At 69.3% G+C, this 15,442-nt stretch carries 10 protein-coding genes; 2 read left to right on the top strand and 8 right to left on the bottom strand.

Annotation, left to right across the window (positions count from 1 at the left end):
* Positions 1-451: 451 nt before the first annotated feature.
* A complete protein-coding gene (locus WME85_RS05535; RefSeq protein ID WP_437835802.1) occupies positions 452-2,188 on the top strand; it encodes a hypothetical protein in 1,737 nt (578 codons plus the stop codon).
* Positions 2,189-2,239: 51 nt separating this feature from the next.
* Here the strand turns inward: WME85_RS05535 and WME85_RS05530 are convergent, their stop codons facing one another.
* The 6 genes from WME85_RS05530 to WME85_RS05505 all read right to left on the bottom strand — a co-directional run bounded on the left by WME85_RS05530 (position 2,240) and on the right by WME85_RS05505 (position 10,785).
* Positions 2,240-3,973 (bottom strand): hypothetical protein, encoded by a 1,734-nt coding sequence (locus WME85_RS05530; RefSeq protein WP_437835800.1) that lies wholly within the window; start codon positions 3,971-3,973, stop codon positions 2,240-2,242.
* A 29-nt stretch (positions 3,974-4,002) separates the two neighbouring features.
* Positions 4,003-5,079, bottom strand: coding sequence for a hypothetical protein (locus WME85_RS05525; protein WP_437835798.1), 1,077 nt, complete (start codon positions 5,077-5,079; stop codon positions 4,003-4,005).
* Positions 5,080-5,090: 11 nt separating this feature from the next.
* Complete coding sequence (locus WME85_RS05520) at positions 5,091-6,629, bottom strand: serine/threonine-protein kinase (protein WP_437835795.1); 1,539 nt, start codon at positions 6,627-6,629, stop codon at positions 5,091-5,093.
* Positions 6,630-7,338: 709 nt separating this feature from the next.
* Positions 7,339-7,716, bottom strand: coding sequence for a response regulator (locus tag WME85_RS05515; protein ID WP_437835794.1), 378 nt, complete (start codon positions 7,714-7,716; stop codon positions 7,339-7,341).
* Positions 7,700-9,451 (bottom strand): ATP-binding protein, encoded by a 1,752-nt coding sequence (locus WME85_RS05510; protein ID WP_437835792.1) that lies wholly within the window; start codon positions 9,449-9,451, stop codon positions 7,700-7,702. The genes WME85_RS05515 and WME85_RS05510 overlap by 17 nt, the downstream gene beginning before the upstream one ends.
* 755 nt (positions 9,452-10,206) lie before the next feature.
* Positions 10,207-10,785, bottom strand: a complete 579-nt coding sequence (locus WME85_RS05505; RefSeq protein ID WP_437835790.1) for a hypothetical protein — start codon at positions 10,783-10,785, stop codon at positions 10,207-10,209.
* A 558-nt stretch (positions 10,786-11,343) separates the two neighbouring features.
* Here WME85_RS05505 and WME85_RS05500 point away from each other — a divergent pair.
* Positions 11,344-11,493, top strand: coding sequence for a hypothetical protein (locus WME85_RS05500; protein ID WP_437835789.1), 150 nt, complete (start codon positions 11,344-11,346; stop codon positions 11,491-11,493).
* 235 nt (positions 11,494-11,728) lie between these two features.
* Here the strand turns inward: WME85_RS05500 and WME85_RS05495 are convergent, their stop codons facing one another.
* Together WME85_RS05495 and WME85_RS05490 are read right to left on the bottom strand one after the other, a co-directional pair.
* On the bottom strand, positions 11,729-12,859 hold the full coding sequence (locus WME85_RS05495; RefSeq protein ID WP_437835787.1) for a DUF4238 domain-containing protein: 1,131 nt from the start codon (positions 12,857-12,859) through the stop codon (positions 11,729-11,731).
* 1,170 nt (positions 12,860-14,029) lie between these two features.
* Positions 14,030-14,593, bottom strand: coding sequence for a sigma-70 family RNA polymerase sigma factor (locus tag WME85_RS05490; protein WP_437835785.1), 564 nt, complete (start codon positions 14,591-14,593; stop codon positions 14,030-14,032).
* Between the last annotated feature and the right edge of the window lie 849 nt (positions 14,594-15,442).

Here is a 15,442-nt window from a genome sequence, read left to right as displayed (position 1 = left end):
CCGACGGCGTGCTCTGGGACCCGACCGACCGCGCGAGTTGGAAGATGACCGAGCTCGTTCCACACGAGCTCGGTGCCGTCTTCGTGATCAGCCTCGTCGAGGAAGACCACGTGCAGATGCGGATTGAGCCGCATGTCGCCGGACGTGCGTTGCACGACGGTCACCGCGCCGCTCTTGACCGCGCCGCACGCGCCTCGGCGCGCGGCGCGCTCTTCGTAGAACCGCTCCACGCTCTCGACGAAGATGCGGGTCAGCACGCCGAACAACGCCCCGTCCTGGGCGAGCCTGCGCCGCCACGGAAACGGAAACGTCAACACCCACGGACGGTGCGCCACCTCGGGCAGGACGTCCTCGATCAGGTTCGCCGCCGTGGCACACATGCGTCGGCCCAGACACGACGGCTCTCCAGGACCAGTCGCCCTGTCGCTTCCGCTGGTATAATGTTCCTGCCATGCGGGACCGATCGGCGAACCAGCTCGCGCGAGGACTCTTCAACAACAGCCACGGCGCTCGCGCGCTCTTGCTCGCCGTGGCGGCCGCGGCGGCGGCGTGTGCGCCCGATCTCCGCGTGGGGGACGAGGTCGTGTCCCTCGAGCCGTGCACGCCGCGGCAGACGCGGGCGTGTTACTCCGGCCCCGAGGGGACCGAGGGCGAGGGGGCGTGCGCCGCAGGGGTGCAGGCGTGCAACGACGCAGGGACGGGCTGGGGTGCGTGTGAAGGCGAGGTGCTGCCCGCGGAGGAGGCCTGCAACCTCGCGGACGACGACTGCGACGGGGCGGTCGACGACGGGAACCCGGAGGGCGGCGCGCCCTGCGAGACCGGCGAGCCCGGGGTCTGCAGCGCCGGGACGGCCACCTGCACCGCCGGCGAAATCACGTGTCCGCCGGCGACCCCGGCGTCCGTCGAGCAGTGCGGGACGGCGGCGGACGAGAGCTGCGACGGGCGGGCGTCCTGCGAAGGCGCACACGTCTGGAGCCGCGCATTCGGGGATCTGGACCTCGACCGGAGCCACGGGGTCGCCGTGGACGGCGCGGGCAACGTGCTGATCGCCGGCTCGTTCGTGGGGACGATCGGCGGCGACGGGCAGTCGATCACGAGCGGCGGCCTGCGCGACGCCTTCGTCGCCAAGCTCGATCCGATCGGGGCCCTCCTCTGGATCAAGCGGTTCGGCGGCCGCGACGAGGACGCCGCGACAGCGATCGCCGTGGACGGCGCGGGCGACGTGCTCGTCCTCTTCCAGACGACGGGCGCCATCACCCTGGGTGGTGAGCCGATCGCGGGCCCCTACATCGCGGCGAAGCTCGCCGCGGACGGGAAACACCGCTGGATCAAGCCGTTCGCCGGAGGGAGCCTCGCGGTCGACGCCGGCGGCAACATCCTGGTCGCGGGCAGCTTCTCGGGTACCGTCGATTACGGCAAGGGACCGCTCGTGAGCACGGACGGGCTCGACGCCTTCGTCGCGAAGTACGACCCGGAGGGGAACATCCTCTGGAACCGCGCGTTCGGGGGCCGCAACGAGCAGCAAGCGCGGGACGTCGCCGCCGACAGCCGCGGCAACGTGCTGGTCGCGGGGGACTTCAACGTCGAGATCGATTTCGGTGACGGCCTGAACGAGACGGTCTTCCTCACGAATTTCGTCGTGAAGCTAGACCCCGAGGGGGGCAATCTGTGGGAGCATGAGTGTCCGTGTCCAGGAGGAGACGGCGCGAGCTGGAAGAGCGTCGCCGTGGACGCGAACGACCACATCGCCCTGACGGGCTACAGCGACAACGCGAACAACAACGACGTGCTCGTGGCCAAGCTCGACGCCGAGGGCAACGAGCTGTGGAGCCGCTACATCGACGGCATCGTCGACGAGCCCGGCGATTCGGCGGGTCCGCAGGAGGGGGAGCAGATCGCCGTCGATCCAGTGGGCAACCTGCTGCTCACGGGCTGGTCGTCCTCGAAGATCAACCTCGGCGATGAGCCCGTTCCGCGCGGCACGTTCGTGGGCAAGCTCGATCCGGACGGCAACGCGATCTGGACCAAGAACCTCGGCTCGGTGACGAACATCGCGGTCGCCGTCGCGAGCGACAGGCTGGGCAACGTCCTGCTCTCGGGGCATTTCGGCGAGAGCGTCGACCTCGGGGGCAACAGGCTGACGAGCGCTGGTTCCCTCGACGCCTTCGTCGCGAAGCTCACGCCCTAGCGGCGGCGCCCCCCTGCCCGGCGCGGGCGCCGGCGGCGCGCTCGCGGGTGCTCAGGGCGCGAGCTTCACGAGGAAGATGTCCGTCTCGCCGCGGCTCGCGACGGGGCCGTTGCCGAGGTCGAACGGCTCGCCGAAGGCGCCCGAGAGGACGATGTTGCCGGTGCTGTCGACCGCGAGGTGCGGCACCGCGGTGAGCGCCCGGCTCCAGATGTGCTCGCCCGCGAAGTTCAGCTTGCCGACGAACGCGCCGCCCGTCGTGAGCGGCGCGCCTCCGAGCTCGATCGATCCGCTGAAGCTGCCGGAGAGCACCACCTGGCTCGCCCCGTCCGTGACCACGTGCTCGACCACCCCCGACGCCGACGCACGCGTGAACTCGCGATCCCAGAGCGGCCCCCCTGCTGGCGTGAACGCACGCAGCTTCGACTTGTAGAACAAATCGTCGGAGCTCTCCGACTCCAGTGCGCCACCGGCGATGATGTTGTGATCGCGGTCCACTGCGATCGTCTCGCCGCGAGCAGGGTTGAAGCCGGACGGATTGATGACCCTCCGGCCCCATGCAACGTCGCCGCCCGGATCGAGCTTCACCGCGAACACCGTATCCGCGCGCTCGTTGCCGAGAGGTCCGTCGCCGAAGTCGAGACCCATGTAGACCTCTCCAATGGCGACGAGGCTTCCATCGCTGTCGACCGCGACCTGGGCGATAGACGCGCTGCCCGGCACGCAGCGCTCCCAGACCTCATGACCAGAAGGATCCAGCTTCGAAAAGACGACGCCATCGCTGGTCGTTTCGCCGCAGAGCGCGGGGTCGTTGCGCCCCTCTCCGGTATAGATGCCGCCGGCGGCGTCCACGGCGAACTTCGCGAGCGCGCCGAGCGGCTGGCTCCACAGCAGCTGGCCGTCGCGATCCAGCTTCATGAGGAAGCCCCCCTCGAGGGGGATGGCGCCCTGTCCGAAGTCGACCGATCCGCTGCCCGTCCCGGCGACGACGATGTTCCCCGCGGCGTCGATCCCGACCGCGGTGGCCTCTTCCTCGCCTGCCGCGCTCCCGAACCGCTTGCTCCAGAGGTGGTCGCCGTCGCGATCCAGCTTCGCGACGAAGATGTCGCCCAGGCCGGCGGTCACGAGCTCGACGCCGCCGAGGTCGAGCGTCGCGTTGAACCCGCCGACGAGCACGATGTTGTCGTCCGGATCGACCGCGGCCACGGCCCGCTCGCGGGCGGAGCTGCCGAACCGCTTGCTCCAGAGCACCGCGCCCTGGCAGAGCGTGAGCCCGTCGCAGCTCTCGTCCTCGGGCGTGCCGCACACCTCGACGGCGGGCGTCTGGACCGGGCTGCACACCTCGCGGGCGCCCACGCACGCGGTGACGCCGGCGGCGCACGCGCCCAGCAGGCCCGAGCTGCACGGCTCGCCGGATCCGGGGGTGTCCTCGTCGAGCTCACCGTCGCAGTCGTCGTCCTCGTCGTTGCACGTCTCGACGACGGGGCCGATCTCCCCCTCGCACGCGCCCCACGCCCGGGTCGACGCGTCGCAGCGCTGGACACCGGCGCGGCACCGGCCGACGCCCTCGGTCTCCGGAGGCCCCGAGTAACACCGCCTCGTCGGCGCGGTGCAGGCATCGCCCGGGACGTCGCCGCCGCCAGCGCCGCCGCCGCCCCCGCCGCCTCCGCCGGCGCCATCGAGCACGCCGGCGCGGAGATCGGGAGCGCACCCGGACCCGCTCGCCCACGCCGCGCAGAGCAGCGCCGCGCGCCACCGCAGGCCGGCGATCCATGCTGTCCGCCTCATGACATGTGCTCTCCGTCCGCGGCCGGCGTTCAGAAGGTCCCCTGCACCGCCCCGCCCAGCGTGCCCCCGATCCACGGGACGACGGCGATGTTCCGGTGAGCGCCGGACGCGGCGCTCGCCTTCTCCTCCGGCGTGAACGCGAACCCGACCACCGCGATGGACGCGGCGGCGGCGCCCACGGCGCCGAGCCCGATCATCAACCCGGCGTCCCGGTTCCAGCGCGCCTCGAGGTCGTCGGCGCCCTCCTCGTCGTAACGCCGCGGATTGCACACGTTTCCGGGGCAATCGCGCGACGCGGTGCGGCGCACGTTCGCGTAGTCGACGGCGAAGGCGACCGCCGCGCCGAGCGACACGACGCCGACGCCGCCCGCGGTCCAGACCCAGGTGGGGACCGGGCGCCCGGCGTCGTCCTTCGTGGCCCCCGGTCCTTGGCCGGCGCCTGCGGCGGCGTGGGCGTCCGCGCCTTGCCCTGCTCCTGCCGCGCTGGATCCGCCGGGCAGCGCCGCGGGTTTCATCTGGATCTCGACCGCGAGGTTCTCCTTCTCCTCGAGCTCGACGGTGCGCTGCTCGGTCGTGTACCCGGGCGCGTCGACCTCGATCCTGTGCGGCCCGGGGTTGGTCTTCCGGGGGAACCCGAGCGCCTGCGGCGGGATCGCGACCCCGTCGACCGTCACCTTCGGCGGCGTGCCCGCCGGGAGGCCGGTCACGCGGAGGAAGAGCGACGGGATGCGCGCGGCCAGCTCCTCGGCGAGCTTCTCGGCCTCGTCGCGCGCGTACACGAACGCCTCGGGCTCGTTCGGCGCGGCCGCCCTGGAAGCGACGCCGAGCGCCGTCGCACGAGCGCCCACGAGGTCGCCGAGCGCCGCCTGCGCCCGCGCGAGATCGAGGCCGGTCGTGGGGACGTCCATGATCGCGTGCGCCGCCTGAAATGACTCGAAGGCGCCCTTCGCGTCCCCGGCGCTCAGCTTCTTCCTGCCGTCGATCAGGAGCGTCCGCGCCGTTTCCCGGTCGGCGGCGGTGGGCTCCGCGGCGAGCGCCGTGCGCTCTGCCTGCACGCTCGCCAGGACGACGAGCAACGCGACCGCGCGCCTCAGCTGCTTACTCATCGTGCATCTCCTCAAAACCCGATCGTGTCTTTCGGCTTCTTGACCGGCGCTGGCGCGCTCGACGCCGCCGGCGCCGCGGTGGCAGGCGGCGAGATCCCGTGAGGTCCCGCGCTCTTGCCGTTCCCCGCGGCGCGCGGAGCGCCCGCGGCGGCCGGCCTCATGGTCGCCGCGGCGCCCGACCCCGGCGCCCCCGGCGCGGCTGCGGGTGGCGCGGCGGGCGCGGGGTTCGCGGTGGCCGGCGCCTCGGCCGGCGCCGCCGCCTCGGCCGTCGCCGCCGCTTCGGCCGGCGGCGGCGCGGCGGTCGCCTCGGCCGGCGGCGGCGCGGCGGTCGCTCCCTCCCGCGGCTCGTCGCCGCGCGCCGCGCCGCTTTCGGCGGGGTTCGCCGCGTGCGCCTCGGCCGCAGCGCCGGCGTCGGCCGCCGCGCCTTCCTGCGTGCGGGCGCGCAGCGCGGCGGCGGCGCCCACGCCCATCCCGAGCAGCACCATCAGCGTCGCGCCGAGCAGCAACGCGCCGCGCCTCGGCTTCCCGCGGCCGTGCGGGGCGGCGTGCCCGTCGAGCGTCGACGCGCTCGCGCCGCTGCCGCCGAGGCCCGCCCCGCTGCTCCGGCTGTCGCGCGCCGGCGGCGCGCTGCCCTCCGCCTCGGCGCTGCGCGGCGGCGGCTCCGGGCTCGCCGGCCTCCACGCGGGGCTCGACGCCGCCGGCGCGCGGCCCACGCCGGCGGCGGCCTCCAGCGCCTCGGCCATCTCCTTCGCCGAGCGGAACCGCGCGCTCGGGTCTCGCTGGAGCGCCCTGGCCATCCATGCGTCCACGGCGGGCGGGAGGTCCGGTCGGAGCGCGCTGGGCGGCTGGAAGACGCCCGCGTACACGGCGACGGAGAGGGCCCCCAGCGTGTCGCCGACGAACGGGAGCGCCCCCGTGAGCGCCCGGTACGCCACCACGGCGAGGGCCCAGAGGTCCGCCTGGCGGTCCACGTGCTTCGCGCTGAGGAGCTGCTCCGGGCTCATGTAGAGCGGCGTCCCGAGCATGCTGCCCGTGGCGGTCGCGCTCATCGCCTGGCTCTGATCGAGCTTGGCGACGCCGAAGTCGAGGATCTTGATGAACGGATCGCCGTCGAGATCGAGCACGAACAGGTTGTCCGGCTTGATGTCGCGGTGAACGATGCCGAGCTGGTGCGCGCGGCCGAGCGCCTTCGCCGTCTGCGCGACGATGCGCGCGACCTCCGCGAGCGGGAGCGGGCCGAGCCGCTGGAGCCTGCTCTTCAGGGTCTCGCCGTCGAGGAGCTCCATCGCGATGTAGAGCGCGCCGTCGCTCGAGACGCCGTAATCGAGGACCTGCGCGACGTGGGGGTGCTTGATCTGCGCTGCCGCCACGGCCTCGCGCCGGAAGCGCTCGGCGAACCCGGGTTCCTGCGCGACGGCGGGCGCCATGAACTTCACCGCGACCTGGATACCGAGCGCCAGGTGGTCCGCGACCCACACGCTTCCCATCGCGCCCTGCCCGAGCGGCCGTACCAACCTGAGGGTCGCGGTGAGCTGTTGACCTGCGAACATGGCGAGCTCCGGGCCTCGCCGGCCCCTCGTCCGGGCGCTGCAGCACGGCCTACCCCGTGGGGATGCGAGACGCTCGAAGCTACCACGAGTCCGCCGAAGTTCTCCGGGGCAAGGTTCCTGGTCGGAGCCGCGCTGCAGGGCGGACGTTGCGGCGTAACGGGTCGTGCCGCCGTGTGTTCCGGGGGGCGTTTTCGGGTTGGCCGCGCGGATCGTCACAAATTAAGCTGGAATGGAATTCCAGCGTCCACGCGGCGGCCGCCGTACTGGAAGAGCACCGTTCTGCGCCGCAAGGCGCCCGGTGACGCCGCATAGCGTCTCGCGACGCGCCTCCCGGGCCAGACCAACGCCTGGACGGACACGAGTGCCCACGGCACGCCGATGCGCCCCGTAGCGGACGCGCTGGGACGAGCTCGGCAAGGCGCTCCTCGGGCGGCGGTAGTGCTGTCATTTGAACATGAAGGCGGTAAGGCGGGAAGAAAATCTCAATGATCTTCCCGCCTTACCGCCTTCATGTGAACCCTCTCTGGGCAAATGACAGCACCACCCGGGCGGCTGCAGGCGCGGTTCGGCGAGGGTCCTCAGCGCCTCGGGATGGTCGCCAACCTGGGCGGCGGAACGCGCTAGCTCCACCCACCAGGAGTCCGGCCAGGGATCCGGAGAGCGAGAGAGTTCAACGCAAAGGCGCAAAGGCGCGCTCCCCGACACGAGCTCATTGTGGCCGCGCGACCACGGCGAGAAGGGTGTCGAGATCGAGCGGCTTCTTGAGCAGCGCGCACGCGTCCAGGGTGGCCGCTTTGGCTTCCAGAGAGTCGACGCCCGACAGAATCGCCACCGGGATGTTCGCCAGCGCGGGCTCCTGTCGCTTGAGCGCGAGAAACTCCCAGCCATTGATCTCCGGCATCATGAGGTCGAGCAGGATGATGCTCGGGCGGAGGCCGCGGCGGAGGAGATCCAGCGCCACCGAGCCATTCTCCGCGCAGACGACCTCGTAGCCGAATGCCTGCAAGAGCTCCTCCACGACAGAGCGAAACCCACTGTCATCATCGACGATCAAGACACCGTCGCGCTGATCATCCAGCGGGCTCATCGGGACCTCCGGCCGGCGGGGACACCTCGGTCGGCAGAGCGTGGGGGCGCCGGCGCAGGGGGAGGTCCACGATGAAGGCCGCCCCCGCGCCGAGCTCGCTCTCGACACGAATCGAGCCACCATGGGCGATCACGATTCGGTGGCTGATATACAGCCCCAGGCCGAGACCGCCGTAGTGCTGCGCCGAGACGCCTCGCTCGAAGCGTTCGAAGATATACGGCACCCTGCTCGCATCGATCCCGATGCCGCGATCGGCGACGACCAGCTTGGCCATCTCGCCCTCGGCCGCGACGCTGATCTCGATCGGCGTGCCCCTCCCATACTTGATGGCGTTCAGCACCAGGTTCGTCACCACCTGCTCCAGACGGGTCCTGTCCCACATGCCCACCACGGGAGCGTCGGCCCGCCATATCACTGTACTTCCGGCCTGCCTCAGCTCCACGTCGAAGTCCTCCACGACCTCTTGCGAAAGCGCCCGGAGATCGACGTCTCCCAACTTCAGCTCGATTTTGCCTGCCTGGATCCGAGCCACGTCGAGCAGATCTTCAATGAGCCTGACGAGCCGCCGGCACTGCCGCTCGGCCATCCCGGCCAGCCTCTCCGCGCCGGCGGGGAGCGCCGTCGCCTCGCGCATCAGGCCTTGCACGGCGAGCTTCAGGCCCGCGATCGGGGTATAGAGCTCATGAGAGGCGATCGACACGAAGTCGTCGCGCATCCGCACCGCTGCTTCGGCGGCGGCCCGGGCCCTCTGCTCGTCCTCCAGGAGCAGGGCGCGCTCCGCCTCGATCTTCTTCCGCTCCGTGATGTCCGTGGAGATGCCGCCCACCGCGTACGGGACGCCGGCAGCGTCTCGCAGAGGGAACTTGATGGCGAGATAGGTGTGCACGCCGTCGTCCTGAGGCATCACCTCCTCGTCTTCCAGCGCCGTCCCGGCGAGGAGCGCCCGCTGGTCGAAGGCGCGAAGCGCCTCCGCGTGCTCCCGGGAGAACACGTCATGGTCGCTCTTGCCCACGATGGCCTCGCGACTGACGCCGAACAGCTCCTCGAAGCGGCGGTTGACGAGGATGTAGCGCCCCTCGATGTCCTTGACGGAGACGATGGCCGTGGAGCTGTCGATGATGGCGCGCAGGAGCTCCTGGCTCGTGCGCAACGCCTCCTCCGCGCGCCTGCGCTCCTCCGCGACCTTCCGCAGCGCCGCCTCCGTCTGCTCGTGCTCCGCGATCTTGCGCCTGAGCTGGGCGTTGGCACGGCTGAGCTCGGCGGTGCGCTCGGCGACCTGCTGTTCCAGCCGCTCTTTTGCCCGGGCTTCTTCTGTCAGGCGAGCATCGAAGACGAAGATGGATTTCAAGTCCACCTCGATCACATCGCGACACTGCGCCACGAGCGCCTGGTAGGTCTTGCTGTATTGGTTCGCGCGGTCATCCAGCACGCAGATGGTTCCGAAGATGTCCCCCGTGGGCCACGCGATCGGGAAGCCGAGATAGGATATCATCCCGAGCTTGACATCCGGATTCGACTTCCACTGCTCGTCTTTCAGGGCGTCAGGGACCAGCAGCGGCATTCGGGTCTTCATCACGGTCTCGCAGTAGAGCCCGGTGTCGAGACGCGCGCGTTCGTCGGGCTCATACGGGTTCGCCTTCGACTCGCTGGAGATGCAGACGACGATCTCGGGCGGCTCGACTCTCATGATCAGAGCGGCCGGGACGCGCAGGATCTCCGCAAGGAGATCGGTCATCTCCTGCCACTTGCGAGCAATGTCCGTCGGAATGTCGATCGCGACCGCGCTCGATCGGCTCCTTCGGCCGCTCCCGGGCGAAGAGGTCTTCGTCCCGAGGTCGTCCGTACGCCGCTCCGGCGGGCAGCCGGAGGCGGCCCCGTGCGGCCCGAGGCCCGCGCTCTCAGCGCGCTCCGAGGGCGCAGGCTCGCCCAGCCCCGGGCGGCGGGCATGGTCGACAACGAGCGCGCCTGGCTCTGGGTGTTCGTCGGTCCCGGTACGCATGAGCCCCCACGATGACGAATCGTGCGAAGGGCCATCAGGTTGTCAAGGTGGGCGCGACCGCGCCGCTCCTGAGGACACAGCGCGACGAGCCGGCCGGCGGTCGAGCCCTACCCTGGTTCGCCGCCCAGGGCGCGCGGCCCGGGCGCCGAGCGCCGCGAGCCGCTCGAGGCACACCGCCATGTCGCCCGCCTGACAGGGTCGAGGAATGTTGTTTCGAGACACGCTATCGACGTACCTTCGGCGCGCGGCCTGACACCCGCACCGGTCGCCCGGACGCAGACGAGCTGGCCCCGGGCGACCGAACGCGGCCATCCCCATGGCCGCCGAGACTCGCGGGCCGGCGACGCATGGAGCTTCGGATGAGGATCATCGACGCATGGCGGGCGGCGGGCACCAGCGTGCACGTCGCGGGACGCGCCGCCTGACCCGCGCCACGACCCGCGGGCTCAGCCGGCGCCTCTGCCCCCTCCCTTTCGGCTCGGCGCGCCTAGTTACTGCCAATCCGAGATCAGCTGGATCGGCATCGGTCCCGACGAGGAGCTCGCCGATGCCGACGCGATGATGGCCAACGTGTCCGCGGGGGCGTCGTACCAAGTGACGACGCCGCAATGACCGCTATTTACGTCATAGCTGCCAAGCTTCGGTATCGCACTAGCGAGATACCAGCAGCCGGATGCGCCCTTCTTCCAGATCTTCAGCTGGCCGGTCGCGGTCGTGCATTCCGAGGGAGACATGGCTTTTATGCTCCTGAGGACGACTCTGAAGGTGTGGTGGCAGTTCACAGGCTCGCTGCTGGGGCTGGGAACGAGCTTCACTGTGTAGCTGGTAGCGCCGGCCGGCGCTGACAGCCAATCACTGAGGTCACAATATGGACCGGACTCGGTGATGACGGTGGTATCCGGGGTGGGTACCCCCATCGCGATACAAACGGGAAAACCGCCGCCGTCCGCCGATACTCCTCCGGCGGCTTGCTCCAGCAGCACAGGCTCGGGATCTGTATCGCTCCCCTCGGTACCCGCTTGCTCGATGGGCTCGATCGCACAGGCAGCTGAAGAAAGAGCACAGCTCATGAGGCACAACAGCAAACAATGACCTCGGTACATGGTAATCCTCACCGGGTGGCGGGTTCTGGGTGCCAGCATGCCGCGTTCGCCGCCCCGTCCAGACAGGACAGCGAGGGCTCTGCGGCTCGCTGCGGGTCTGTCCTGAGGTAAGCAAACGGCGTGCCCGAGAGCGCACGTCGTTGCGCAAGGATGCTTTCGGCTGCGCGGCGTTCGGAGCGCTCGCCGTGGAGGGCCGCTGGTGAACGTGGAGGCTGCAGCCACCAGCGAATGGCGTCCGCAGCCTCCAGACAGCGCCCGAAAACGGCGGAAGAGGGCGCCGCGTTGGGCCACACCGGAGCCGCCCTCGGCGGCGACGCAGGCGGAAGCTACGAAAGTCGCTGCTGTTTCCAGCGACCACTCGCTATCGACCGGTTTCTCTGGCGGGACTCTTCCGCGGGGGCGAACCGGTGCGATCCGTCGCATCCCCGAGGATTTGGGGAGGGTGTGACGACGGATCGCACCCCCTCAGGAGGCATGGGCCCAACCCGGGCCCAAGGGCCAAGCCCCGGGCTTGGGGAGCTCGCCGTGACCGGACCGTCGCCTCGGGCGGCCGTGGTCGCCTCGCTCGCCGGCACCCTGAGCCGCGCCGTCGCCCTCGGGGACGAGGCGGCGGCCCGGGTCGTTCACGAGGCGATCGGTCGGTTGCTCGGGCAGCCGGTGGCACCGAAGGAGTGAGTAAGCTCGCGCCGACGGCAGCAGATAGCATTGACGAAGCAGCCGGATAGGACAGATGCGGAGCGCCGCAGATGCCGGGCCACGCCGGCGCGATCCGCTGACGACTTGGCCTTCCGCCGCGAGGATGCGCGCGTCGTGCACGTCCCCGTCGGTCTGCAAGGCCAGGTTGGGCAGCGCGTCCGAAGGAAGCGTGCCACCGAGCGCGGAGGTTCTTCGTCAATCATAACCAGTGACTTCACCGTTTTCGTACCCGACGAAGCACGGATCCATGCAGACTCGAATCGGGCGGCGCAGATTCCCCACGAATCGCTCTATATGCAGCCATCGCCTCTGGCCGAAATTTAGATGCGCGAGCTGGCAACGGAACTTTGGCGAACCTGGGCTTTACTCGAAGCCAGTCAAGTGCCAGCAACATTTTGGGCCTCTCCGACCACGTACGAACAAATTCTCGGGTTCCAGATTGGTCAATGAGTCGCTCCGCACGCACCATCGAGGACAGCGGAAATCGCTTTGAGTTCTGCGACAGCTTCTCGAGCCCCTCGCGAGTCCGAGGGTCGCCGTCGAAGTAGAGATTACGCTCTGCGAGTACCAATTGAATAAAGTTCAGCGCCTTGATCTGCGCCTCATCCCGAATCCGGATCGTCCCATTTGACGATCCGCTTACATGGTAAACGTCCGGATCGAATTTCATTAGTAAATGCCGCGGGGATAGCGGAAGAAGGAGTATCTGGCCACTGCACGCTAGACCGTCCGTTCCCATGCCTGTTACGCCGGCAGCCCATTGGTTGTGGGTGAACACACCCAGATCACTGGTGGCGAACCCGAAGCGGGTTTCGTTGATGAGCAGCAGATCGTCGAGGTCCCATAGTACCGGCGCCAACGCGGCCGTCATCCGAAGATGTGCCGCCGGGGGGTGACTTCGAGCTACGGAACGAGCGATCTCGCTGATTGTATCGCTATCGCCGGCGTTGCGCGCAAACTTGCGAGCTTCTTCGATCATCGCAAACAATCGCTGATTTGACACATTGACAGCGCTCGGCGTTCGACCATGCTGCACGACCACAAATGTAATGAGATCTGACCACTCCCTTGTCCCGACCGCGGGCATCGATTCTGACCTGAGAATCGATTCGATGATTAGACCGGCTGCCCCCTCCAGGTGTCCAAGGGACCTCTCAACTATGCCGTCCTCCCCATAGAAGAATGGTCGCGCGCATTGTCCGGCGATGGACACGATGGGAATCGTCTTGTTGGCTTCAAGGTCGAGCGTGGCCACCGCACGCTGACGAGTGTTCGGAACTGCGAATCGCCTCAGCAACATCTGCGGAACGAAGTGCTGGTTCTTGGTGGGCTTGGCTTCTGCCATGAGCGTGAGGCGGGGCTAACGATCAGTGGATCGTAGCAAGCGTTCCGGCAGCGCACAAGCACGTCATTGCACCGCTCGTGGCCCGACAGCCATTCGCCGGACGTCGACGCTCCTCAGAAACCGCGTGAATTTGGACGGGCCGACCCCTGACCCCCTGGGGTCGAGGTAGCGCGTGCCGGTGAGACATGGCCGGTCACGGGGGCGTAGGTCAGCGCCGCGACCGGCGAGAAGTGGCCAGCCGCCGTCGTCGCCGACGATCTGCCGGCCGGTGGTCCAAAGAGCAAAGGCCCGGAGAACCACCTCCGAGCCTTCAAGGTCGTTCACCGTGACGTGAGCCGACACGCGGGTGTCGCACGTCGGCAGGGTAGAGGTCCACTTTTCGGCGCCCGCCAGCGCCGGGACAGGGGCGCCGTTCGCTTCGCCATCTGCGCGGGGGTGCGGTGCCGCCAGCTCTTTTTGCTCTGCTCGCAGTGCGACCACTGCGACCGGTATTGCAGCCCGGCGTGCCGCGCCGGTCGTGGAACGGCAGCGCGGTACGCCAGCAGCTTCCAGGGCCGCCGTGTGCCCGCACGGCGGCAAGCCCGCTTCCGAGAGCATCGCCGAAAAAAGTAACGCATGCAGGCGGCGGAGAAGTTCGCACTTGGCTGACGCTCTGCTCAGCGCCCGCGTCGAACTTCACGACGGCGCCAATGCCGGGGGGCGAGGAAACTCGAGATGGACTCGATCTGGATGGCAATCGCCCGGGGCTCGCGGGCAACACCGGTGCACATGGAGTGACCGAGGTCGCGCCGGTCACGACGGAGCCGATCGAGAGTGCGCTGCCCAACGAGCGGGTGGTTCGCGTCCGGCCGGGCCGTCCCGGGAGGCCAGTTCGTGTCGAATTCCTGCGGATCTGCGTGGCCGCTTACAGGCGCCAACATCCCCGTGCAGCCGCGCCCGCCGATCTGGCTCCGGGCTGCGCCGGCATGTAGGGCTCGGCAGCGCAAAGACCCCCCGCGGCTCGGGGTCGTCATGGATCTCGGACTACACGGTCAACTGTGACGGGGCGCCCGCTGCACTCGCGTAGACGGTGGGGACTGCGGGCTAAGCGGGCTTGCGGCGGCCGCGCCAGCACGTAGAGTTCGGCTCCGTGTTGGTGGGTCCTGTCATCCCCGTTCTGGAGTCCATCGCCTAAACGTCCCGATGCTCGGGGGCGAAGTCCTCCATGCCTTCCCGAAGTCTGATGATGTCGCGCAGCGCGCCGATGGCCTTGATCCGTTGCTTGTAAACCACGGAGAGAGGAAGCCCCGCGTCGTTGGCGATCTGGGCCATTGGGACTCCTTTCAGATCGTGTGCAACGAGAACAAATCGCAGCTTCGGTTCGAGCGCGTTCACCGCGTCGATAGTGTTCGTCCTGATGCTGTCGGCTTCCATCGTAGCAGCGGCATCCGGCGCTGGGTCGGCCACGTCGATCAAATCGACGAGCTCCTCCCTGCGGTGCTGCATACGCTGGTGATAGTGGGAGGCAACGTGTACGGTGATCGCGTTCAACCAGCGTTCCGGCCTGCCGCGCTTCGGATCGAATTTGGGCCAGCTCACCCAGGCATTGAGCCAGACTTGGCCTGCGACGTCGGTACGATGGTACCGTGGGACCCCCAACCTCCTCAGCCAGCCCAGCACGGCACGAACCAGCGCCGGGCAAAACAAGCGCGCGTGCGCGGCGGAGCGCTCTTCTTCATTCGACAGACGACCCATGATTTTACCCTCCACCGCGGGCAATCGCTCGTAAGCGGATGCCGCGTGTCCGCTCATGCCGCACCGGTTCGCAGTCTTTGCTGTCCGCTACCGAAGGAAGACGTCAGCCGTAGCTGCTCAGTTCCCGTAGCGCCGGCATGCCCGCAAGCAGGCGCCTGATGGCGTGTCGCTGCGAGGGAAGGCGGCGCTCACCCATGGCTTCCTACTCCCGGAAGGGTCGTGTCCAGCGGCGAGCGCTCTGCTTCCTCCCAATCGGGCTCGTTGGCAGAGCTCGCCCCCCCTTCGTCACGCTGTAGCGGGAAGCTCGTCAGTGTGGCAGCGCGACGGGTGAGCTCTTCCCCCGCGACGGCACGGACAGGGCGCGGCGACCGAAGCCGCGGCAGTGGAGGCGGCGGGAGCTTCGCCCGCGGGCTCCTGGCCACAAGCTCGGGAGCCGGCACCACCGGCGGAGGAACGTCGAGCGCGCGGGGAGGTACCGTCGGCGGAGTCGGCGGCGCCGAACTCGGGGGCGGCGACGACGCCGGACGCGCCGAGCTCTCGCGTCTGGTGACGGGCTCGCCCGCATGGATCACCACGGTCTCCTCCGCGTCCGCTCGGTGGTCGTCGTGTAGCCGCCAGAGGCGGTCCCAGTACCGCGCCGGCGTACCGGTGAAGGCCTCCAGCTGCCGCGCGAGGCCGGGCGTCATGGGGAGATCGCTCCTCAGCAACCGCTCCACCTCCCTTGGCTCCAACCCCGTGCTCTCGCCCAGCTTTCTCCTCCACGAGGGCGTCGTCGCACAGAACGACTCCAGGACCCTCCCCGGCCGGGGAGCGGGGCGCGCTCGGGCGTCTGTCAGCTCTGCAAGCGCC

The sequence above is a fragment of the Sorangium sp. So ce1153 genome (assembly GCF_051521595.1).
In the GTDB taxonomy this organism is placed as follows: Bacteria; Myxococcota_A; Polyangia; order Polyangiales; family Polyangiaceae; genus Sorangium.
This window is presented reverse-complemented; position numbering and strand designations above follow the sequence as displayed.

Coding starts and splice junctions, on each gene's coding strand:
- WME85_RS05535 (WP_437835802.1), top strand. CDS start 452: ATGCGGGACCGATCGGCGAACCAGCTCGCGCGAGGACTCTTCAACAAC.
- WME85_RS05530 (WP_437835800.1), bottom strand. CDS start 3,973: ATGAGGCGGACAGCATGGATCGCCGGCCTGCGGTGGCGCGCGGCGCTG.
- WME85_RS05525 (WP_437835798.1), bottom strand. CDS start 5,079: ATGAGTAAGCAGCTGAGGCGCGCGGTCGCGTTGCTCGTCGTCCTGGCG.
- WME85_RS05520 (WP_437835795.1), bottom strand. CDS start 6,629: ATGTTCGCAGGTCAACAGCTCACCGCGACCCTCAGGTTGGTACGGCCG.
- WME85_RS05515 (WP_437835794.1), bottom strand. CDS start 7,716: ATGAGCCCGCTGGATGATCAGCGCGACGGTGTCTTGATCGTCGATGAT.
- WME85_RS05510 (WP_437835792.1), bottom strand. CDS start 9,451: ATGACCGATCTCCTTGCGGAGATCCTGCGCGTCCCGGCCGCTCTGATC.
- WME85_RS05505 (WP_437835790.1), bottom strand. CDS start 10,785: ATGAGCTGTGCTCTTTCTTCAGCTGCCTGTGCGATCGAGCCCATCGAG.
- WME85_RS05495 (WP_437835787.1), bottom strand. CDS start 12,859: ATGGCAGAAGCCAAGCCCACCAAGAACCAGCACTTCGTTCCGCAGATG.
- WME85_RS05490 (WP_437835785.1), bottom strand. CDS start 14,593: ATGGGTCGTCTGTCGAATGAAGAAGAGCGCTCCGCCGCGCACGCGCGC.